Raw genomic sequence first — 21,397 nt, 5'->3', positions numbered from 1 at the left:
CTTTTTCTATAGGTTTGAAAGAAGATGCTTCACCGTTTACAGTCCAGTTAACCTAAGTACCATAAAGTTGTTTATAATTAAGATTGATTCTTACGCGATCATATAAAAATGCGTAGTTTTCAAGGTTCAGTTCATTGGTTCCTTTTATTTTTTCCATCTCTTTTAATACTTTCTTTTGAAAAAGAACATCATGATCTGCGTGTTGGATAATTAACCATAAATTATTTTGTCCGTCATTCCCAATTTCTGTTTTTTTGGGCCAGCCATACTTTTGGATGATCTCTTTAGCCTTTTGATAGTTCATCGAATCAGTTATACGAATCTGATTGTCAACTTTTTTTATATTCTCAGAATCCGCATTAGCTTGTGCACGTTTATATCTCAGATTTTGCTCGACATTAGCCAGGTGATTAATTTCTTCCCGTAAGTCCGGGAGTGTAAGCGATGTTATAAATTGACTTTCTTTAGTGAAAGCCTGATCTTGTAGTTGTTTCCACTTTTGAGAATTATGAATTTTGAGAAGTTTAAAATATGGATCTTCAGACAACTTCTGGGCTTCTGTCCATCCTTTTGACAGGGCCAGCTTCAGAAAATAAAAAGCTTTTATATGGTTATCCTTCAACGCATAAACACCGGCTGCCTTATATGCATTTAAAGCATCAGGTTCTTGAATCTGAAAAGCTTTTTCATATAATGGAATAGCTCTGTCCGGGTTCTTCTGTAGATGATATAATGAGGCTTTGGAAATGAGCACCTGATACTCTTTCTCTGGCTGTGCAGAAAGTATGGAGAATGTAAAAATGAAAATAATAATTTTTATACCCATGATATTACTTGAAAATTGGTTTCATTATTTTTTAAAACAAACCATTTTAGATGATCTAAATTACTGAAAATAAGAATAAAACACTCACATGCGCCACTAAAAATAAAAGTGGCATTTTCCATATTAAAAGCCCCTTTTACAATTGTTGTAAAAGGGGCTTTATTTTCAGCTTCTTTCCGAGTGAGGAATTGAAAAGTTCTCTTTTATATTTGTTGGTAAGGTCTACGGCTGGCCTTTTCCCCCTGCTGCTCCATAGATCTGCCCTGTCGCAAAACTGGCATCATCTGCTGCTAGCTGAACAAATATAGAAGCCAGCTCTACGGGTTGTCCCGGCCTTCCGAGAGGTGTATCACCACCAAATTTCACCAGATTTTCCTGAGTCTGCCCTCCGCTTACCTGAAGAGGAGTCCAGACAGGCCCGGGAGCCACGCCATTAACCCTTATACCTTTCGGACCCAGCTGCTTGGCAAGAGATTTCACATAGTTGGTTGTTGCTGCCTTGGTTTGCGCATAATCATAAAGATCTGCGGACGGATCATAGGCTTGAATAGACGATAGCCCAATAATAGAAGAACCCGGTTTCATATGGGGTAAAGCAGCCTTTATTATCCAAAAAGGTGCATAAATATTCGTTTTCATGGTCCAGTCAAAATCTTCAGAACTAAGATCCAGTATAGATTCATTGGCTTTCTGATGTCCTGCATTATTGATCAGAATATCCAGCCCTCCAAGTTGCTGTACTGCCTGACTGACCAATTGTTTACAGAAGTCTTCACTACGAATATCCCCAGGAATGGCAATCCCTTTACGTCCTTCCTTTCTGATGAGCTCCACCACCTGCCTGGCATCATCCTCTTCTGCAGGCAGGTAATTAATGGCTACATCCGCTCCTTCTCTTGCATAAGCAAGGGCCGCAGCCCTGCCAATACCGGAATCACCGCCCGTGATCAATGCTTTTCTTCCTTCCAATCTTCCTGAGCCCACATAGCTCTTTTCTCCGTAATCCGGCACCGGTGTCATTTTACCTGCCAATCCGGGAAAAGGTTGCGACTGTTTATTAAAAGGCGGTTTAGGGTATTTGTTTCGAGGGTCAGTGAGCTCTTTAGCATTCGTTTTTCTTGTGTTGCTACTCTCTGACTGTGCCAAAGCACCTGGGGCAACCGCAGCAACGGCAACGGTTGCGGCTATTTTCCCGATAGCGTCTCTTCTTGTTATTTTACTTTCCATATCAATATAAATTATTTGGTGTTTAAGAATTCTGTAATGATAAAAGATCAGTAAGATCCACGATATTTAAAGCCCATTGTCTTCCGGATACTGACCGGCAACTGTTAGGGACTAAAGCTAAACTGCTATCTCACTTACCAATGATGAATAAAGATGTAATTGATCTGACGTAATAATTATAAGTGAAGTAACGTCTGTAAATGTAATGGATTGAATAACAAAAGTTTTATGAGACAAATCATAAATTTATCTGCGTTTGACAAATATGGTGCAAACAATAGAACAAGTACATCATTAAACGGTAAAAAAAATATACCATAACAAAATTTCTCGCTACCTTAAACCGTTTAACTAAATATCTGAAGATTATATATCTATTAGTATGAAAAATCATAAGTTAACAGCACTTTTAATTATCATAACAATACTATTTTCCTGCAAAAATGAAAAGAAATCGGACATTCATCCGGTTTCTGATAATTCAGGTTTTGATAACAGCAATATTGATTCTACTAAAAATCCCTGTACTGATTTTGATGGCTTTGCCAATGGAAACTGGAAGAAGAAAAACCTGCTTCCTGCTACTGAAAGCAGATGGGGTGCCTTCGAAATTCTTGACCGCGACAACAAAGTGAAACTGAAAAATATTGTAGACAGCATAAGTAAACTGCCTGACCTCAAACCAGGTTCAGAATCTCAGCAGATAGCTGATTTTTACAGATCTTACATGGATACTGCTACTATAGAAAAGTTAGGACTTTCACCACTTCAAAGCTATTTTGAGCGAATTGACCATCTTAAAGATTATACCGATTGGATAAATTTCTCCGGGGAACTTCAAAAGATTGGCGTACCCACTTTCATCAGTTATAAGGTAGAAGCCGATGCTCATAATAATCAGATGAATATTCTTTCGTTAGGGCAAGGCGGACTCACTTTGGGTGATAAAAGCTATTATACCCTAAAAGAATCTAAAAATGCTAACCTAAAAAACACAATGATCCGGCACATCGACAATATGTATAAAATGGCAGGTATTAAAGAGCTCTCCCCCGGTTCTAAAATTTACCAATTGGAGCAAGACGTGGCCGGTTTGCAGCTATCCAGTCTGATGTTGCGAGATCAGATAAAAACCTATAATAAGATGTCTGTCCCGGAACTCATCCGCATTGCACCACAATTTAATTGGAACGTTTTTTTAAAAGCGCAGGGAATTAATACACAGACTGTTATTATTGAAGACCGGGCTTATATGAGCAATTTAACAGCTCTTCTGTATAAAACACCATTAGCTGTATTGAAATTATATACCCGGTGGCAGCTTTTATCTCATTTTGCACCTTATCTGCCACAGAAATACAGCAACCCTCACTTCGCTTTCTTCGGAACGGTAATGGCTGGGAAAAAGGAACAAAAAAGCCGTATAGATACAGCAATTAAAGAGTTAGAGCAAGCACTGGGCATGCCTCTGGGTAAGCTTTTTGTTCAAAGATATTTTCTAGAACAGGATAAACAAAAGATAGGTGAAATGATTGAAAATGTGCGCCAGGTCTATCATCAACGTATAGACAGCTTACGCTGGATGAGTAACAGCACCAAAGCTTCCGCACATAAAAAACTAAGCACAATGACTTTCAAGATCGGATACCCGGACAAATGGCCCGACTATTACGGGATCTCCATACAACCATCTCGTTTGATAGACAATGTTATTTCTGTGGCAGTTTTCCATCATAATGAAAATATCAGGAAAATTGATAAGCCGGTAGATAAAGGCGAATGGCACGCAACACCGCAAACCGTTGATGCCTTTTACGATCAATATACCAACAGTGCTTGTTTTCCTGCGGGGATCCTGCAGCCACCTTTTTATAGCCACAAAGCAGATGATGCTATAAATTATGGTGCTATCATCGCAGCGATAGGACATGAAATAACCCATGCTTTTGATGACAGAGGCTCGAAATTCGATGCGTCGGGAAATTTAAATAACTGGTGGACATCAATAGACAGACATAATTTTGAAAACCTCACCAAGCAGTACATTGATTATTTTAACCAAATGGAGGGTCAGCCAGGTTTACATATTAACGGAGAGCTTACAATAAGTGAAAATATAGCAGATCTTGGAGGACTTACACTGGCTTATCATGCACTTGAAAAAAGTTACGATAAAAAGAAGCAGCCTTCCCCCATTAACGGTTTCACCTGGCAGCAACGTTTCTTTTTAGGATGGGCTCAAATGTGGCATGGCAACATCAGTCCTGAAGCTTTACGTAATGAACTGCTGACCAACCCTCATGTACCTTTCAGATTTAGGATCAACGGTCCACTGGCACAATTGAGGGAATTTAAACAAGCATGGAATTGTGATAAAAAAGGTTCAGCCAGTTTGAATAGCAAAGGGATAGAAATTTGGTAACCTCATTCCGGCTGGATAATTACAAACCGAACGAATTTAAATTCATTTTTAATATCTGTTCGTATACGTTGTATGGCTTCGGTGATCTCTTCAGTATCAAGGTGTTCTTCCAAATCGATGATCAGCATCAATATTACCTCTTCCGGCGACTGGTAAGTGGATAATATATTTTTTACTTTTACGACAGCAGCATCCTTTTCTGCAAGTCTGGTAATTTTGTCTCTTGTCTCTGAAGCGATTCCTTCTCCCATAAGTAAACTTCTGCTCTCCCGTGCTAAAATAAAGGAAACAAAAACCAGTAATAATCCTACAATTACTGACGCCAATCCATCCAGTTCAGGAATTTGCATCGAATGGCTGAACCACATCAGAATCATTACAATAATAAGCCCGGCAACCGCAGCGCCGTCCTCGAAAACAACAAGAAAGCTGGATGGATCTTTACTTTTGACAATTGCATCCCACCATCCCATTCCGTTACGGGTTTGGTTAAATGCTTTTATTGCAATAATAAAAGAAGTTCCCTCAAAAATAAGTGAAAGAAACAGCACAATATAGTTCCAGAAAGGATCTTTCATTATTTCAGGTTCCATTATGTGTGCTATTCCCTGATAGATTGATAATGCCCCACCAAGGCCAAATATTAAAATAGAAACTACAAAAGACCAAAAATAAAGTTCCTTGCCATATCCGAACGGATGCGATTGATCTGGTGCTTTTTTACTCCTTTTTATCCCATAAAGTATAAGCAGTTGGTTAGCGGTATCAACTGTTGAATGAATTCCCTCAGAAATCATGGAAGAACTGTTTGTAAAGCTTCCAGCAACAAACTTTGTCAGCGCAATTAACAGATTTGCAGCAAGAGCACTATAAATGGACTTCTGATTATTGTTCATAAATTACTTTTATAGATATGAAAAGATTTTTTCTAAAGCCTGCTTTCGTAGTATTAGCAATTGATTTTCATATTAATTGCCATTGGACTTGCTGCATTTGTTGTTTTCATTTCACAACAAAATCCGGCATTCTTAAAACTTAAATTTGATCTGTATTTTAGTTTTCCTATTTGATCATGTTACAAAAACCAAGCCGCCGGAAATAAATGAATTGAGGATCTGACCCAACAGAAAGTGTCGGTATTATTTTGTCTACAATTCCTGAAACCTTGCACAAACTCCAGGTTTTGAACATACAGAATGAAATTTTGAGCTTGCAGCAAATCATTTGGATCAATCTTCACAACGTCAAAACGCTCATTAAGAACTCTGAAAACGTCCTGTTGCAAAAAGCATCGGATTAGATAATTCTATTAAATCACAATCAGATTATGTAGTAGAATATTTAATGATTATACAGCCTGAGAATCTCTACCAATTCAGGTATAGACCGTATTTTAAGTTTCTCAAACAACCTGTTTTTGTAAGTGCTTATCGTTGATGAATGAAGATTCAGCAGATTAGAAATTTCTTTAAGCGGAAGACCTTCTGCAAGCTTATTCGCAATTTGCAATTCGCGGTCTGATAGCGCTTCAAGGGGAGAATTTTTTGCTGCACCAGTTAATGATTCTAAAAAAATAGCATCTTTTATATTATCACTGACATATCGCCCTTTATTGAGCATGGACGTTAAAGCAGTCTCAATGACTTCAGTAGAGCTTAGCTTGCTCAAATAGCCGCCAGCGCCCATTTTGAGATAACGCATCCCATATAACTCTTCATCCTGTGAAGAAAATATTAAAATTTTTAATTCAGGTTGGTGAACCTTTATGTAATCTATTGCTTCCTGAACAGTACCATTAGGCATATTAACATCCATAATGGCCAGATCCGGTTTTTCATTCAGAATTAATTTGTACAACGATTTATAGTCCTCTACTTCTGAAATGATGGCATCGGGCATTAATCGTTTGATTGTTTGTATTAAACCCATCCGGACGATACCATGATCATCTGCTACTACAATACGAATGTCTGCTTTTAAACCCATTATTCTAAAAATTTATGTAAAAAAAGGGAAACCGTAGTACCTTTATCTTCATCGGAAATGATTTGGATGTTTCCATGCAGCAAGGATATAAAATTTTTTACAATTTTCAAACTTAATCCCACTCCTTTCTCGCCTGCAGTTCCCAGAAATACAGGGTTACCATACGTGTAGATCATAGGTAAGTACTTTTCATTTATTCCTGTTCCGGAATCAATTACAGAAAGCACAACCTGGTCACCCTCCGTAATTACCTGTAAACAAACCTCCTGCCCCGGAAAAGAATATTTTACCGCATTGTTAAAAATCTTGTCCAGAACATATTCAAGCAACAGTCGGTCACTTGTGAGAAAGGCATTGTGGTCTCCTTTAAAATAAAATTGAATGTTTTTTTCTTTTAATTTAACAGCGTATTTTTCTTCTAAATAATGAAAAAGATCTATTACCATAATGGTAACGGGTTTAATCTTAAATTCCCCGTATTGCGTTTTCAGCCATGCAACGCTGTCCTGGATAGTTTGCAGATTCTTGCGGGCATCTTTTTTTATCTGCGGCAACAGCTTAAAAAAATCTTCCTCACTTATGTTTTTCTGCTCTAGTTCTTCTATAAGCCACAGAAAAGTTCCAAACAGTTCTTTTGAGTCATGAGACAATATCGAAATCAGTCCGTTCTTGAAATTGATCTCATTTTCCAGTCTTTCAATTTTTAATTGTAGTTCGTTGATAAAATCATTCATAAAATCCGTTTCAAAGGTTTTAGAAGCTGTTTGAAATTATTTTTTTTGAAAAAAGGCAGAAAGGGTTATATTGTTTAAATGTGAATAAAAACATATCGTTCAGACCTTTCTTCCGGGAACTGCCAAGTTATAAAAAATATCATATTAGTAAAAAGAAAAATCAAATAGAATTTACCTGAAGCAATAATTCTCCTACTTTTTTCAACTAAAAATGACTTTGTACGGCATAATATTCCGACAGGCTTTCACCCTGAAAAACTGTTACTTGCCTTACGAAAAATGGAAAAAAGGTGAAATTTGAGACAATATCAAGAGAGTATTGATCGTAAAAATCCGAATGATATAGAATAAAAAATAACAAGCTAAAACAGCAATACCTGATAGATAAACTACCCAAAAAACCTCTACAGGTAATGCCAATATAGAGGTTGATAGACCAAAAATCATCCAGTAAGAAACGTTTGTATATAGAAATACGTCAGAAATCTTTTGGAAAGTTCTGTAGTTTCAGCCAATTGCTATGACGGAATCACAGCTATAAAAAGAAAGTAAAAGCTATTTCAGAAGGCATCATTAAATTGCCGTAAAGCTATAATACACATTGACAGAGTAAGTGGTATTCTCCTTCCCTACCAAACTTTGGGCGCCTGCAGGTGGTATGGTGTATCTTATATTCAGTCCACGGTCCAGAACCGGTGCTCCGTTAAAAAGTATTTTTTGGGGAGTTTTGGATAAGGGTACATTTACAGAACCTCCATCCACTCCAATTTGTAAAATGTTCGAATTGATGTCGGTCTGCAGGCCGCCTTTCTTAAAATAATTTTCGTCCGATTTTACATACAGCTCAAAATTTTCATTGTTGGACAGCATAATCTGGTTGGGAATCATTTGCGACTGTCCATCGGTGTATTGGGATGCGGTATTAAAATTGAAGTTGACAGTGCGTCCAGAACTTGGAATGGTAATTTCCGACAGAGGAAGCACCTTCAACTGAACAGCCGTATTCTGCAAACTGTTAATAGAGTTATCTGTACTTCCTGCATTGAAGTTCAATTCAAAAGTATAAGTTCCGGCTTCAAAAAAAAAGTTTTTAAAATCTTCCGCAGATACATAAAGCTGCGGAATGAAGCTGTTTCTGTTTCCTGCTGTAACACTGAAATTAGCAGCAGAAAAATTCTGAAAATCGGCAGATAAAGCTTTGGTTGTGAGTGCAGATCCATTGCTACCCAGTTTAATGCTTGCTATATTTCTGGTTCCTGCAACCCCTTTAGAGGAAGTGAACTGAATGTTTGCGGAAGCAGCTTTGGCTAAAAAATTAAAATCAACCGTATTCGCGATTTCTGTATTCCCCAAATCCCATACCTTCATGTTTGTATTGCGGTAGTCATTCAAAGAAGATATTTCTATGTATTTTGTTAAAGAGCTTGTAATCCATCGTATCGATGAAGGAATCACTAAAATTGTTTTAAAATTACGGGGAGTGAAATCATTATAATTCTGAGTAATGTCCATAGAATAATTCCCGGCCCGGAAAGCATTGGCAGTAAATTGTGCGGCAGGAATTTTAAATGTAAAATTGATATTTCCGCGGTTGAATCCTCCCCCGATACTGATGGATGGCGGTTCAAACCATTTTATAGCGCTTGTACTGAATGATTGAAAACCTGGCAAATACCCGGAAAGTCCGGTAGATGGAAGCTGCCCGCCCATACTTTCCAACTGCCACAGAAGAGTGGATCCGGGTAAAGTAGATGAGGAAGAAGAGTGAGTAAAAGTTGATCCGGAAACAGAGGTAAATGTAGGAGCTGTGGGCAGTAATCCCAAAAAGGCATAATCCCAGTTTGTTCTGTTGGCATTAGTCATTACCCTTGTAGGTACTGAGGTAAATTCGCTCCTGTTAAAAATATTATTTTCAGGAACAGACAGGTACACATCCTGAGCTTTCATGAATGCAGACCCGCAGAACACGGTAAAAATTCCTATTAGAAAAACCCTCATCTTTTTCATACTTTTAAATTTAAAACTTTTTCACCTTAATGGTGGTGTCTTTCTTCTTATATTCAAAAACCACGGTTTTTGAGTAACCTTCTTTTGTTACCTGAATAGTTTGGCTCGGCTGTGTATAGCTGTATTTGTCATTTTCAATATAGAGGTTATACTTTCCGGCTTTCAGGAAAAATTCAAACTCATTTTTCTGGTTAACCACGGCAGTATAGATTGTGCCATCTTCACTTTTTGCATACACCACTATTCCTGTCACATCCGTTTCCAAAACATCATAGGCTTGTTTGATCTCTGTTAATTTTCCGCTTACCCTGATGTTTTTTACCAAGCCCACTTTGCGGTTAATATTGTTATGGACCATAATGACAGGATCCATCATCAACCGGGCACCCGCACTTTCATTCACCTTCAGAGTGTAAGTACCTTCAGGCACATTCTGAAAAACCACTTTTCCATTCTTATCAGTCATCGCTACATAATTGTCCAGTTTTATAATTTCATTAGCAAGTACCGGTTCACCGGACTCCAGAAGTCCATCAGAATTTTTATCTTCAAAGAACTGGAATGCCACTTTATGATTTCCGAAAGCAGTAGCCGGGGTAAAATATTTTTTAATCCCCACTCTGAACTGGTAATAACTGCCACTTGTTGAATATTCAGCTGTAGATTTATAGCCAGAAAGATTAAAATACCCTGTGGTGGACCAGGAAGGTGAAATCTTATACTCCAGATTACCGGTGATATTGCTGTTTAAATTTTTATAAAGCTCCGAATAGAAGGTTCCTGCTGAAAAAGATCCAGTAAGATTATGATTAAACATCTGGAAATTATAAGAAGCGTATACATTGTAATTGGCGAAATTACGGCTTACATCATAATAAGAATTCAAATCAAAGACACTGGTTGCATTCCATTGGGCTGTTCCGTTGAGAGAGAATGACTTATATCTGTAAGATAAAGTAGTTTTCAGACTGTTGAACCAGTCCGGGTTATTATTCTCTTTAGAATAAGAATATTCCGCCGTCAGGTTCAATCCATGGGCTCCTAAAGTAGTACTGATATTGGCTTCCAACCGGTAAGAGAAAAGTTCCTGTGAGGTATAAAAATTAGCTGTTTTTTGTTTCTCAACTTTTGGAGACAGTAGAAAATTCCATTTCTTTAAAGAAAACTGATACCCTAATCCCAAAGATTCTGTACTGTTGAAATAATAGCGTAAATCTGCAGTATTCCCAGATTGGACAGGAGCGCCCTGGTAGCTCAGGAACTCAGGATTTACCTGCGAATTCTGGTATTGTATAAAAGCACGCTGAGAGGCAGAAAACTGACGGCCAATACGCTGATTTGAGAAAAACGATCCCCGTTTGATCCCTGCATAACTTTTGGTGGCAAAGGAATTAACAGACTGTAGATCCCATTTTCCTATTTTCCCTTCGTAATTGGCTCCCATTGAAGCTCCGGCGTTTTCATCATGATTCAAAAGTCCTTTTTCGTGACTTACGCCTAACTCTGTGCGGATTGCGTTTTTATCGTTAATTAACAATGATGTAACTGCGTCCGCTATCTGTGTATCTACATTAAACCGCGGATCATGCTCAAATATATAGGATACTTTCCCATTGAAAGATTTTGCATTGCCAAAAGAATATTTTGCACCCGCCATGGTAGATCCTTCTGTTTGCTGGAAATATGTACCATACAGATTATAATTATTTTCAAGCGCAAGAATTTCAACCTGATTATTATTTCCGAATTTAGTAGAAATTTTCCCACCTCTTCCGAAAACCGGATAATCGTAATCGCTGCTATTAACATTACCCACCCGTAATACTGTATTTTTTCTCTCCAACTCCAGCCAGGTATCATATAAGTTATAACGGCCGTCCTCATGATAGTAATCTGCACCAATATTGAAGCGTGATTTAAGGTTATCAGTTATCCGGAACGCTGTATTTCCTCTCAATTGAAGATAATTGAAACCTGAGCTGTTTTCATTATAGCTCATTTCAGCAAAATTACTTCCGCTCACCGCTTCGTTTCCACGGGCAATTTGTCTGTTATGTGATAAAACGACCAAGTAAAGCGTGTTGCTACCCACGATTTTATTATCCAGCAGGTCTGTTACGATCGCGTTAATATTAAATTCCGGATAAAGTGTATTCTGTTTTCTGACCGCAATTTTGATTTCCAACGTTTGTTTTTCTAAACCTTCCAGAGATACAGTCTGTTGTTTTGGCATTACTTCCAAACCATCCGGAATGGATTGCAAATCAATCTTAACGGTTCGTTTACTGTAACCCTGGTTTTCTACAGTAAGCAGAATGGAGGACTGTGGTAAAGCGGGGTTAATGAAATTTTCGTATGTCGCTGTATAAATTGCGATGTTTTTGTTGTCTCCTTTAGCAACGAAGAACGAGGCGTTTTCACTTCTGGTGACGGTTGGGGTAACGTAAGAAACCTGGAATTGGATCTTATTGGATTTCAGTTTCATAAAATCCACATTGGCAATCAGTTTTACCGGAAGAGTTTTAGACTGACCTGCGCCTAAGGTTAATTCATTTTTGGGATAGAAAAGCAATCCCGGATAGTTTTCCTGAGGTATGATATTCTGAATGGTAATCTCTTCAGAACTTTTATTCTCAACGACCAGGAAATTAGTAAATGTTGAACCTTTTTCAACAGCTACGCTGTCATTTTCAAAATGGATGCTGATATTCTTATTTTCCTGCGCAAAGGCCAACGAAAAGTGCAGAAGAACAAATACAAAAAATAAGATTGTTCTTCTTAGCACTGATATCGATATTCCATTCTGTGGTTTCAAGGCTTAATTTTAAAATTTAAAGTTTTTTTCTCCTACACGTAAATCATTGGATTCTGCCATTTTAATAATAGCCACACCCAGGAAGTTTCCTGAAATATTCTCTGGTAAAGAAAATTGAACAACCTGATTGGTATCCGGAAACATAGAGATTGAAATTGCGGGTAATTTTATTTCCTTCCCATTGTCTGTGTTGGTAAGTTCAACCTCAACAGTGGCATCATTGATTGTGTTTCCATCATTATGGATGCTTACTGCGACTTTTCTGTTCGCTGCATTCTGATTACTTACCTCTGCAATATTGGTAATATCCAGACTTTTCACATGGTTCCCCGGTGGAGTGTAAAAGATATGAAGTCCCACTTCAAATAAGGTGATAATACCAATTCCATTCTGAACACGTGCCTTATCTGCCTGCTGAGGAAGCTGGGTAAAAAACAGCATGCTGTTTGTAACGGCAGATGGTGATGCATTTGCAGGAATCTGCATGGTTACTGCAATCTCCTTTGTACTTTTTGCAGGAACAGTTACAGTATTTTCTAAGGTGGATACCCAGGAAGCATTGGAAGTTTTTGAACTGCCTGCCTCAAGATAAACCTTATTTCCGTCTTCTTCTCTATACCAGTCTTTATAGTTGAGATTAAAAACATAATCCTTATCTGAGCTGTTTTGAAGCGTGACTGTCTTTGTTACTTTTTCTCCCGGATTACCTGTAAAAAACAAGCGTGTAGGCGACATAGAGATGCTTTGTGCCAGAAGTGAAGAAGATCCTGTGAGAATAAAGAAAATGAAAAGGTGAATAAACTTGTGCATGGTGTAAATAGTTTAATAATAAAGATTCCCAAAACTACTGAAAACATTGTAAAAGGAACCTTTACAAACTAAAAATTTTATTATAAAGCCGTCGCGGTATAAGTTACTGTCTGCGTATACGTTCCGGCCGGTTTTCCTAAAATATCAGAAGATGATGATTTCGCTGCTGGAATAGTATAGTCTAAATTCAATGTTAATGCACTTCCAAGTGGAGCATTAGATACTAAAGTCTGATCTGTTGCAGATAGCACTACAGCGGTCTTTGTTCCTCCCATACTTCCGGCAGCAGTAGAAGGTTTGATTGTTAAAACATTCACAGGAATCAGGTTGGTTCCATTCATAAAATTAGCACCTCCTGCTTTTACCTTTACATTAAAGTTCTTTGTAGAAGTAACTTTTAAAGAGTTGGCTTTAGTAACCGTTTGATCAGAATTATAGTCTGCTGCAGTAACGTAGTTAAAGTCAACTGTATTACCTATTGCAGTACTTCCTGCATCAATAGAAATTACATCGTTCAGGGTAATGTTTACCGTTGTAGTTGCAGTGGTATTTTGAGCTTGAACATTATTAGTTCCAAATATGATTGCTCCAAAAGTTAAGGCTGAGATTAAGATTTGCTTTGTCATGGCTGTAATATTTAATTGTTATTTTTATTTAATTATTCTCTTTTGTATACTGCAAATTTATAGTGGCGATCAAAGTTTCTTTGTAGTGAAAAAAGGAAGTTCATGTAGTAAAATCACTACAGGATTGCTCATCGGCTTACATAGAAAAACCCTCAATACCTGGAAGTCTTGAGGGCAGATATATTGATGTGTTTTTTTATTATAAAGCAGTGGCAGTATAAGTTACTGTTTGTGTATACGTTCCGGCCGGCTTTCCTAAAATATCAGATGATGATGATCTCGCTGCTGGAATGGTGTAGTCTAAATTCAGTGTTAATGCACTTCCAAGCGGAGCATTGGATACCAAAGTTTGATCTGTTGCAGATAACACTACAGCCGTCTTTGTTCCTCCCATACTTCCAGGAGCTTCTGCAGCTTTGATTGTCAAAACATCTACAGGGATTGAGTTTGAACCATTGATGAAATTCGGTCCCCCTGCTTTTACTTTCACATTAAAGTTCTTTGTGGAAGTAACTTTTAAAGAGTTGGCTTTAGTAACCGTTTGATCAGAATTATAGTCTGCGGCTGTAACATAGTTAAAGGCAACTGTACCACCAATTGCAGCACTTCCTGCGTCGATAGATATTACATCATTCAGGGTAATATTTACGTTTGTGGTTGCGGTGGTATTTTGGGCTTTAACATTATTGGTTCCTACTATGATTGCTCCAATAGTTAAGGCTGAGATTGCGATTTGTTTTATCATGATAGTACTATTTAATTGTTATTCTATTTAATGTTCTCTTTTGAACATTACAAATCTACAGCTACTACAAAGCCGTCGCGGTATAAGTTACTGTCTGCGTATAAGTTCCGGCTGGCTTACCCAAAATATCAGATGATGATGATTTCGCTGCTGGAATAGTATAGTCTAAATTCAGTGTTAATGCACTTCCAAGTGGAGCATTAGCTACCAAAGTCTGATCTGTTGCAGATAATACTACAGCGGTTTTTGTTCCACCCATGCTTCCGGCAGCAGTAGAAGGTTTGATTGTTAAAACATTCACAGGAATCAGGTTCGTTCCATTCATGAAATTAGCACCCCCTGCTTTTACCTTTACATTAAAGTTCTTTGTAGAAGTAACTTTTAAAGAGTTGGCTTTAGTAACTGTTTGATCAGAATTATAGTCTGCTGCAGTAACATAGTTAAAGTCAACTGTATTACCTATTGCAGTACTTCCTGCATCAATAGAGATTACATCATTCAGAGTGATGTTTACCGTTGTGGTTGCAGTGGTGTTTTGAGCTTGAACATTATTAGTTCCTAATATGATTGCTCCAAAAGTTAAGACTGAGATTAAGATTTGCTTTGTCATGGCTGTAATATTTAATTGTTATTTTTATTTTATTTAATTGTTCCTTTTGAACACTACAAATCTACAGCGGTGATAAAAGTTTCTTTGTAGTGGAAAAAGGAAGTTCATGTAGTAAAATCACTACACGGTCGGTTCATCTGATTTAAAAAGAAAAGCCCTCAGTACTTTGGAACTACTGAGGGCTTATATAAATTCCTGTACAACATAGATTCTACCTCACAGCTGACAGATACTTATTCCCGGATTTTGAATTTCTCTATAACGATATCAATACATACAAAATCAAAGGCCTCCCGTAGGAAGCCTTCGAAACACCAAATCACAAAATATTAATATGAAAAATTTATTTATAAAGCTGTTGCGGTATAAGTTACTGTCTGCGTATACGTTCCGGCTGGCTTACCTAAAATATCAGAAGATGATGATTTCGCTGCTGGAATAGTATAGTCTAAATTCAGTGTTAATGCACTTCCAAGCGGAGCATTGGATACTAAAGTCTGATCTGTTGCAGATAATACTACAGCAGTTTTTGTTCCTCCCATACTTCCGGCAACGGTAGAAGGTTTGATTGTTAAAACATTCACAGGAATCAGGTTGGTTCCATTCATAAAATTAGCACCTCCTGCTTTTACTTTCACATTAAAGTTCTTTGTGGAAGTAACTTTTAAAGAGTTGGCTTTAGTAACCGTTTGGTCAGAATTATAGTCTGCTGCAGTAACGTAGTTAAAGTCAACTGTATTACCTATTGCTGTACTTCCTGCATCAATAGAGATTACATCATTCAGGGTGATGTTTACCGTTGTGGTTGCAGTGGTATTTTGAGCTTGAACATTATTAGTTCCAAATATGATTGCTCCAAAAGTTAAGGCTGAAATTAAGATTTGCTTTGTCATGGCTGTAATATTTAATTGTTATTTTTATTTTATTTAATTGTTCTCTTTGAACACTACAAATCTACAGCGGTGATAAAAGTTTCTTTGTAGTGGAAAAAGGAAGTTCATGTAGTAAAATCACTACACGGCCGGTTCATCTGATTTAAAAAGAAAAGTCCTCAGTACTTTGGAAGTACTGAGGGCTTATATAAATTCCTGATTCTACCTCACAGCTGACAAATATCTATTCCCGAATTTTGAATTTCTCTATAACGATATCAATACATAAAAATCAAAGGCCTCCCGTAGGAAGCCTTCGAAACACCAAATCACAAAATATTAATATGAAAAATTTATTTATAAAGCTGTTGCAGTATAAGTTACTGTCTGCGTATACGTTCCGGCTGGCTTACCTAAAATATCAGATGATGATGATTTTGCCGCTGGAATTGTATAATCTAAATTCAGTGTTAAGGCACTTCCAAGCGGAGCATTGGATACCAAAGTCTGATCTGTTGCAGATAACACTACAGCGGTCTTTGTTCCTCCCATACTTCCAGCAGCAGTAGAAGGTTTGATTGTTAAAACATTCACAGGAATCAGGTTCGTTCCATTCATAAAATTAGCACCTCCTGCTTTTACCTTTACATTAAAGTTCTTTGTAGAAGTAACTTTTAAAGAATTGGCTTTAGTAACTGTTTGGTCAGAATTATAGTCTGCTGCAGTAACATAGTTAAAATCAACTGTATTACCTATTGCAGTACTTCCTGCGTCAATAGAGATTACATCGTTCAGGGTAATGTTTACCGTTGTGGTTGCAGTGGTATTTTGAGCTTGAACATTATTAGTTCCAAATATAATTGCTCCAAAAGTTAAGGCTGAGATTAAGATTTGCTTTGTCATGGCTGTAATATTTAATTGTTATTTTTATTTTATTTAATTGTTCCTTTTGAACACTACAAATCTACAGCGGTGATAAAAGTTTCTTTGTAGTGGAAAAAGGAAGTTCATGTAGTAAAATCACTACACGGTTGGTTCATCTGATTTAAAAAGAAAAGCCCTCAGTACTGTGGAAGTACTGAGGGCTTATATACAATTGCTTTTCGTTTTATTATAAAGCAGTCGCGGTATACGTTATTTTTTGAGTGTAAGTTCCCTGCGGTTTTCCAAGAAGTACCTTGGATGCTTTTTCCGCCGAAATAGAATAGGCAATATTTAAAGACTGTTTGGAGCCTAAACTTGCATTACTCACCAGCACCTGGTCCATTGTAGATAAAGTGACCTCATTCAGAGTTCCCATAAGACTTCCTCCTGGTACTGCTTTTACCTGCAATACATCTACAGGGATTACATTTGCGCCACTTACAAAGTGTGCACCTTCAGATTTTACTTTAACATCAAAATTTTTAGAGGAAATAATGACTAAACTATTGGGAACGGTTATATTTTTAGAAGAATTATAATCTTTTGTGCTCCCATAGTTAAAATCTACAGCACCTTCTGAAGCAACAGAGCCAATATCCATTGCAATAACATCCGATAAAATAATATTGACCGTTGTACTCAACTGCTCCGAATTTTGTGCCTTAACCCATTTGGTTCCCAGGGCGATTGCTCCCAGAGACAGTGCAGCGATAAAGATTTGGTTTTTCATGATTAATAAATTTTAAAAAGGTGTAATAAAATATTGTCACTCAGGAACTCATTATAAAGCTAATAACATTATCTGACATTAGCAAGATTTTTTTCATCATTGTGTGTATTATCATCATAAAATTTACAGTTAATTAACCAGATTGCCATTATCAGGGTGTTTAAGGGAATTGTTAACGCCCGGAAACTTTACTTAAAAAATCTATTTTGACAATGGACCTGGTATTGTAGTAAATACAAAATAGAGATATTGTGTACTCATTTGCTGATTTTGAAGAATTATGAGATTTTTTTATCTTTGAAAAGAATATAATTACAAGGATCAAATATTATTTCCTGCCAGATAAGTAACAAAAGACTGTGACGAAAACATGGTTGTTCTTCAAGGTGGAAATATGGATAATATACATTAACTTAATATGTCCTGCAATTTTTAGAATATTGCAGGATTTTTTTGTCTTTCAATTGCAGATTGTTCAAATAAATTTGTAAGAATTTTGATTAATTGTGATAATATTTTTAACTAAAATTACAATACATGCAGCTTTATACAGAAAGATTACTTCTGAGAGATATTACTATTGATGATAAACATGACATTTTCGATTACCGTTCGGATGCAGAAGCCAATAAATTTCAAAGCTGGATTCCTGAAACCCCGGAAGATGTGGAAAGTTTTATCCAAAGAAACAGTACAGAGTTCAATCAGCCCGAAAGCTGGTACCAACTGTTAATTACTGATAAAGAAACAAAAACAGTTATTGGAGATATCGGAGTTCATTTCTTCGGACATGAAAATGTACAGACGGAATTAGGAATTACTTTAAGTACAGCTTTCCAAGGCAAAGGCTACGCATCCGAAGCTTTAAAAGGTATTATCGGTTTCCTTTTTAATGATTTGCATAAGCACAGAATTACTGCTTCTGTTGATCCTGATAATACAGCTTCTATTCAGTTACTGGAAAGAATCGGGCTGAGAAAAGAGGGGCATTTTGTGAAAAGTCTCTTTTGGAAAAACAATTGGGTAGATGATGTTATTTATGCTGTTCTACGTGAAGAGTGGCCCGCAAAATAGATAGTATACTTCAATTTCAAGAGCGACTTTTTTAGTAACCGGCATTAAAAAGCAAAAATAAAACCTCCTGAATGATCAGGAGGTGAAAAAGTGTAAAATGAATTATAAGTTATGTGAAGTGGTGTCTGATAAAGCTTTTCTCAACACATCAACGAGCATGCCAAATTACTCACTTAATATTGAATAATATATTTTTGTGGTACTTTTTTACGAAAAATCCTGCAGATAAAAATCAGTGAGTGAAAAACAGGCAATTACTAGATTACTGTATATCTTTCGTAAAACGGAGTGATTTTTGTCTTTACAATCATTAAAGTAACCATATCATTACATATCATATAGGATACAACCATTGTTCTGCACCACTTCTTAGTGATAACAGTAATCCAGCCATCCTTTTCTTTCCATTGATACATTTCTTTTTTAAAATGCATAATAACATAATCCCTATTCTTACCGTTTAACGAAAATAAGTCTTGCATAATCTCTGATAATTTATTTTAACAAGCTTTTATGACAGCGCATTCCATGGATTAGTTTTATTATTCCAAATATAGTGAAATAGTTGAAATTATACTATACAGTTGTTTGATTTTAATAATTTTAACAGTAATTTTAGAATATTCCTTTAAATCGTAAAGATGAAATTCCGGATCCGTATCTTCTAATGAAAAACCACCTCTTTTTCCTATTACTTTGGAAGATGCTCAATTTATTGAGGAGATACCCTGCTGAAACAGATTTCAAATCAGAGTTTTATTCATCATGCTTCCCTGAATTTTAAAGGAATAGTACCACAAAAATATCTAAAAGCAAATTCAATGGTATTAAATCTATATTAACTTTATCCCAAAAATGAGGTTAACTTTAATAGTGAGTATCAGCTTTAGCCCTCATAACTTTCTGCCATTCTATATAACCGGAGATGGCCACTATGAATAAAAATGAGGTTAAAACAGCATATAGATATAATTCTTTATGCAGTAACAGAGGTATAGAAATTATATTGCTGATATTGAGGATTACCCAGTTCTCAATTTTTCTTCTTGCCATAAGCCACATGCCAGCCCATGCAAAAGCGCTTACCAGAGAATCCCAGACAGGAACATCCGAGTCGGTAAAATGAGTGAGAAAAGACCAGAACAAAATGAATGTTCCCAGAACAATTCCTCCCGCAATCCATTTTTCTGTCGTGGAAGTAACTGAGATTTCCATTTCAGATTTCTGCTTTCCGAATTTCCAGTAAAGCCATCCATAGATGCTCATGATCAGATAATAAAGGTTTAATGTAAATTCAGCATAAAGCCTGGAAGTCAGCATCACATATAGCGTAAGCAGAATGCCTGCAATTCCGAAAAGATAATTGTTAGAATTGTTTTTACGGGCCAGTAAGACCTGAATTACCGAAAATAAAACCCCGAACCATTCAGGCCAGGTAATTTGATTTAAAATGTCCTGCATCATGTTAATTTTGAAAATCAAATGATGAGATGATCAGTAAGCAATCCCTACGCCGGCATTATCCGGATCAGGTGTGGAATATATCCTGGGTATCATCTCAGCCACCGTTAATTTGTAGCACCCCATTGTTGAAGCAAAGTTGCTGTTTTTTTTCGGAAAAAGAAAATACATCATCCTTTATTTTAGAATTATATGACTAGGATTATAAAGAATCCGTCAGGCAAATTATAATTTTATGCTTAGTCTAAAAAAAATATATTATGAACAATCAGGAAGAAATCGCAGTATTAAATGACCTACTTCATATTACCAACGACAGAAGGGAAGGCTTTGAAAAAGTTGAAGGAAAAGTATGGGAAATGTATCCCGATGTAAAAGATGAGTATGACCATATGATTTCACAATCGAAAATTATGAAAAATGAACTGATTAACCTCATCACAGAAAAACAAGGTGTTCCTGATGACTCCACTTCCGTGGCCGGAGCCCTTCACAGAACATGGATTGATATTAAAAATTCATTTACCATGGGGAATCTGGTAGAGTCTACCCTGGAAAATGTAGTGTTTGGAGAAAAAGCAGCTATAGAAACCTATCAGAACGCTCTGACCAGCGGTAAACTTAGTGAAAAGAGTAATAAAATAGTATCCGAACAGCTTCGCAGCCTAAAAAATTCCTACAACCAGTTCAGGAAAATTGAAGAATATAAAAAGAAAGAGTAAATCCATAAAAAAACCCCTCTTAAAAAAGAGGAGCTTATTAATCAAGAACAAAATAATATTTAATCCTTTCAAAAATATCAAATATATGGTGCTCTTTTTATGATGCAGGTCATAAGATCTGCAAATCATTATTTCACTGCATTTTTTGCTTTTTCAGATTCGTGCAAGTGATGTTCTAATGTAGGAAGGGTCTTACTGGCAAACGTTTTAAGAGAAGATTCTTTTCCTTCTGAGGATTCTTTTCGGAATGCTTCAATATCTTCTTTGTGATCACTCACCATAAGATCTGTATACTTTTTGTCAAAGTCTTTTCCTTTTTTGGCTTTCAGATCATCATACATCTTCTGCTTTTCGGCATCCAAGGCTGCAGGCAAGGTATAGCCAGCTCCTGAAGCCCATTTCTTAAGTTCATCATTTGCTTTGCTATGATCTGTAACCATCATTACACCCAGGGACTTCACAGCTGAATTCTCTGCATTGGTTGCGGCCAGTTTTCCCATCATCACTTCCATCAGGCCTCCTATGGCTGCAGCATCTGCAAATTTTTTGTCCTGATCATTCAGAGTACCGATGTCACTCTTTGTTTCAGGCATTTTAGTGGAGTCAGTTACGGTCGTACCCGATTCTGCAGGGGCAGACATTGATGTACTTTCATGCGATTGGGTACTTGATGTCGATTCGTTTTTTTTGCAGGCCATCAAAGCAGCAGCTGCAAAAATTGTTACTACAAAATTTTTCATAATAATAAATTTTAAATGGTGTTATCAATAAAGTCTGTAATGACTTATTTATACAAGCAACAATTT

20 protein-coding genes and 1 riboswitch are annotated in these 21,397 nt (G+C 36.7%); of the genes, 3 read left to right on the top strand and 17 right to left on the bottom strand.

Features of this window, described 5'->3' with window-relative positions:
- Positions 1-52: 52 nt before the first annotated feature.
- Both EL165_RS02410 and EL165_RS02405 read right to left on the bottom strand, forming a co-directional pair.
- Positions 53-826 (bottom strand): DUF6624 domain-containing protein, encoded by a 774-nt coding sequence (locus tag EL165_RS02410; RefSeq protein ID WP_002979758.1) that lies wholly within the window; start codon positions 824-826, stop codon positions 53-55.
- Between the two features lie 222 nt (positions 827-1,048).
- The gene (locus tag EL165_RS02405; RefSeq protein ID WP_002979760.1) at positions 1,049-2,053 is read right to left on the bottom strand and encodes an SDR family oxidoreductase; all 1,005 of its coding nucleotides are present in this window, start codon (positions 2,051-2,053) and stop codon (positions 1,049-1,051) included.
- Between the two features lie 382 nt (positions 2,054-2,435).
- On the opposite strand from EL165_RS02405, the gene EL165_RS02400 reads away from it, so the two are divergent.
- A complete protein-coding gene (locus tag EL165_RS02400; RefSeq protein ID WP_002979761.1) occupies positions 2,436-4,475 on the top strand; it encodes a M13 family metallopeptidase in 2,040 nt (679 codons plus the stop codon).
- A 2-nt stretch (positions 4,476-4,477) separates the two neighbouring features.
- On the opposite strand, the gene EL165_RS02395 is transcribed toward EL165_RS02400, so the two are convergent.
- The 12 genes from EL165_RS02395 to EL165_RS02340 form a co-directional block, all read right to left on the bottom strand.
- Positions 4,478-5,371, bottom strand: coding sequence for a cation diffusion facilitator family transporter (locus tag EL165_RS02395; RefSeq protein WP_002979762.1), 894 nt, complete (start codon positions 5,369-5,371; stop codon positions 4,478-4,480).
- A gap of 445 nt (positions 5,372-5,816) precedes the next feature.
- Complete coding sequence (locus tag EL165_RS02390) at positions 5,817-6,461, bottom strand: response regulator (protein ID WP_002979763.1); 645 nt, start codon at positions 6,459-6,461, stop codon at positions 5,817-5,819.
- Positions 6,461-7,195 (bottom strand): sensor histidine kinase, encoded by a 735-nt coding sequence (locus EL165_RS02385; RefSeq protein ID WP_002979764.1) that lies wholly within the window; start codon positions 7,193-7,195, stop codon positions 6,461-6,463. Before EL165_RS02385 ends, EL165_RS02390 begins: the two co-directional genes overlap by 1 nt.
- A 573-nt stretch (positions 7,196-7,768) precedes the next feature.
- On the bottom strand, positions 7,769-9,202 hold the full coding sequence (locus tag EL165_RS02380) for a hypothetical protein (protein WP_002979765.1): 1,434 nt from the start codon (positions 9,200-9,202) through the stop codon (positions 7,769-7,771).
- Positions 9,203-9,212: 10 nt separating this feature from the next.
- Entirely contained in the window at positions 9,213-12,017 is a 2,805-nt protein-coding gene (locus tag EL165_RS02375) for a hypothetical protein (RefSeq protein WP_126358572.1), read from the bottom strand.
- A 9-nt stretch (positions 12,018-12,026) separates the two neighbouring features.
- Entirely contained in the window at positions 12,027-12,827 is an 801-nt protein-coding gene (locus tag EL165_RS02370; RefSeq protein WP_126358571.1) for a fimbrial biogenesis chaperone, read from the bottom strand.
- Positions 12,828-12,907: 80 nt separating this feature from the next.
- Complete coding sequence (locus EL165_RS02365) at positions 12,908-13,453, bottom strand: hypothetical protein (protein ID WP_002979770.1); 546 nt, start codon at positions 13,451-13,453, stop codon at positions 12,908-12,910.
- A 199-nt stretch (positions 13,454-13,652) separates the two neighbouring features.
- Positions 13,653-14,198, bottom strand: a complete 546-nt coding sequence (locus EL165_RS02360) for a hypothetical protein (protein WP_002979773.1) — start codon at positions 14,196-14,198, stop codon at positions 13,653-13,655.
- A gap of 64 nt (positions 14,199-14,262) precedes the next feature.
- Positions 14,263-14,808: a hypothetical protein gene (locus tag EL165_RS02355; protein WP_002979776.1), complete on the bottom strand. Its 546-nt coding sequence runs from the start codon at positions 14,806-14,808 to the stop codon at positions 14,263-14,265.
- Between the two features lie 347 nt (positions 14,809-15,155).
- Positions 15,156-15,701 (bottom strand): hypothetical protein, encoded by a 546-nt coding sequence (locus EL165_RS02350; RefSeq protein ID WP_002979777.1) that lies wholly within the window; start codon positions 15,699-15,701, stop codon positions 15,156-15,158.
- Positions 15,702-16,037: 336 nt separating this feature from the next.
- Positions 16,038-16,583, bottom strand: a complete 546-nt coding sequence (locus tag EL165_RS02345) for a hypothetical protein (RefSeq protein WP_002979770.1) — start codon at positions 16,581-16,583, stop codon at positions 16,038-16,040.
- Between the two features lie 208 nt (positions 16,584-16,791).
- Complete coding sequence (locus tag EL165_RS02340) at positions 16,792-17,334, bottom strand: hypothetical protein (RefSeq protein ID WP_002979778.1); 543 nt, start codon at positions 17,332-17,334, stop codon at positions 16,792-16,794.
- 537 nt (positions 17,335-17,871) lie between these two features.
- Here EL165_RS02340 and EL165_RS02335 point away from each other — a divergent pair.
- Positions 17,872-18,408 carry a GNAT family N-acetyltransferase gene (locus tag EL165_RS02335; protein ID WP_002979779.1) on the top strand — a complete coding sequence of 179 codons (537 nt, stop codon included), beginning with the start codon at positions 17,872-17,874 and terminating at the stop codon, positions 18,406-18,408.
- 257 nt (positions 18,409-18,665) lie between these two features.
- Here EL165_RS02335 and EL165_RS02330 read toward each other — a convergent pair whose 3' ends face one another.
- Positions 18,666-18,890 (bottom strand): hypothetical protein, encoded by a 225-nt coding sequence (locus tag EL165_RS02330; RefSeq protein WP_002979780.1) that lies wholly within the window; start codon positions 18,888-18,890, stop codon positions 18,666-18,668.
- 385 nt (positions 18,891-19,275) lie between these two features.
- Positions 19,276-19,872, bottom strand: coding sequence for a nicotinamide riboside transporter PnuC (gene pnuC, locus EL165_RS02325; protein WP_002979781.1), 597 nt, complete (start codon positions 19,870-19,872; stop codon positions 19,276-19,278).
- 24 nt (positions 19,873-19,896) lie between these two features.
- Positions 19,897-20,004, bottom strand: a riboswitch (TPP riboswitch).
- Positions 20,005-20,129: 125 nt separating this feature from the next.
- Here pnuC and EL165_RS02320 point away from each other — a divergent pair.
- Entirely contained in the window at positions 20,130-20,591 is a 462-nt protein-coding gene (locus EL165_RS02320; protein ID WP_002979782.1) for a PA2169 family four-helix-bundle protein, read from the top strand.
- Between the two features lie 128 nt (positions 20,592-20,719).
- Here the strand turns inward: EL165_RS02320 and EL165_RS02315 are convergent, their stop codons facing one another.
- Complete coding sequence (locus EL165_RS02315) at positions 20,720-21,331, bottom strand: DUF4142 domain-containing protein (protein ID WP_002979783.1); 612 nt, start codon at positions 21,329-21,331, stop codon at positions 20,720-20,722.
- Positions 21,332-21,397 lie beyond the last annotated feature (66 nt).

This window comes from Chryseobacterium gleum (assembly GCF_900636535.1).
Classification (GTDB): Bacteria; Bacteroidota; Bacteroidia; order Flavobacteriales; family Weeksellaceae; genus Chryseobacterium; species Chryseobacterium gleum.
Note: the sequence above shows the minus strand (reverse complement) of the source record. Positions and strands in the feature narration are given on the sequence as shown.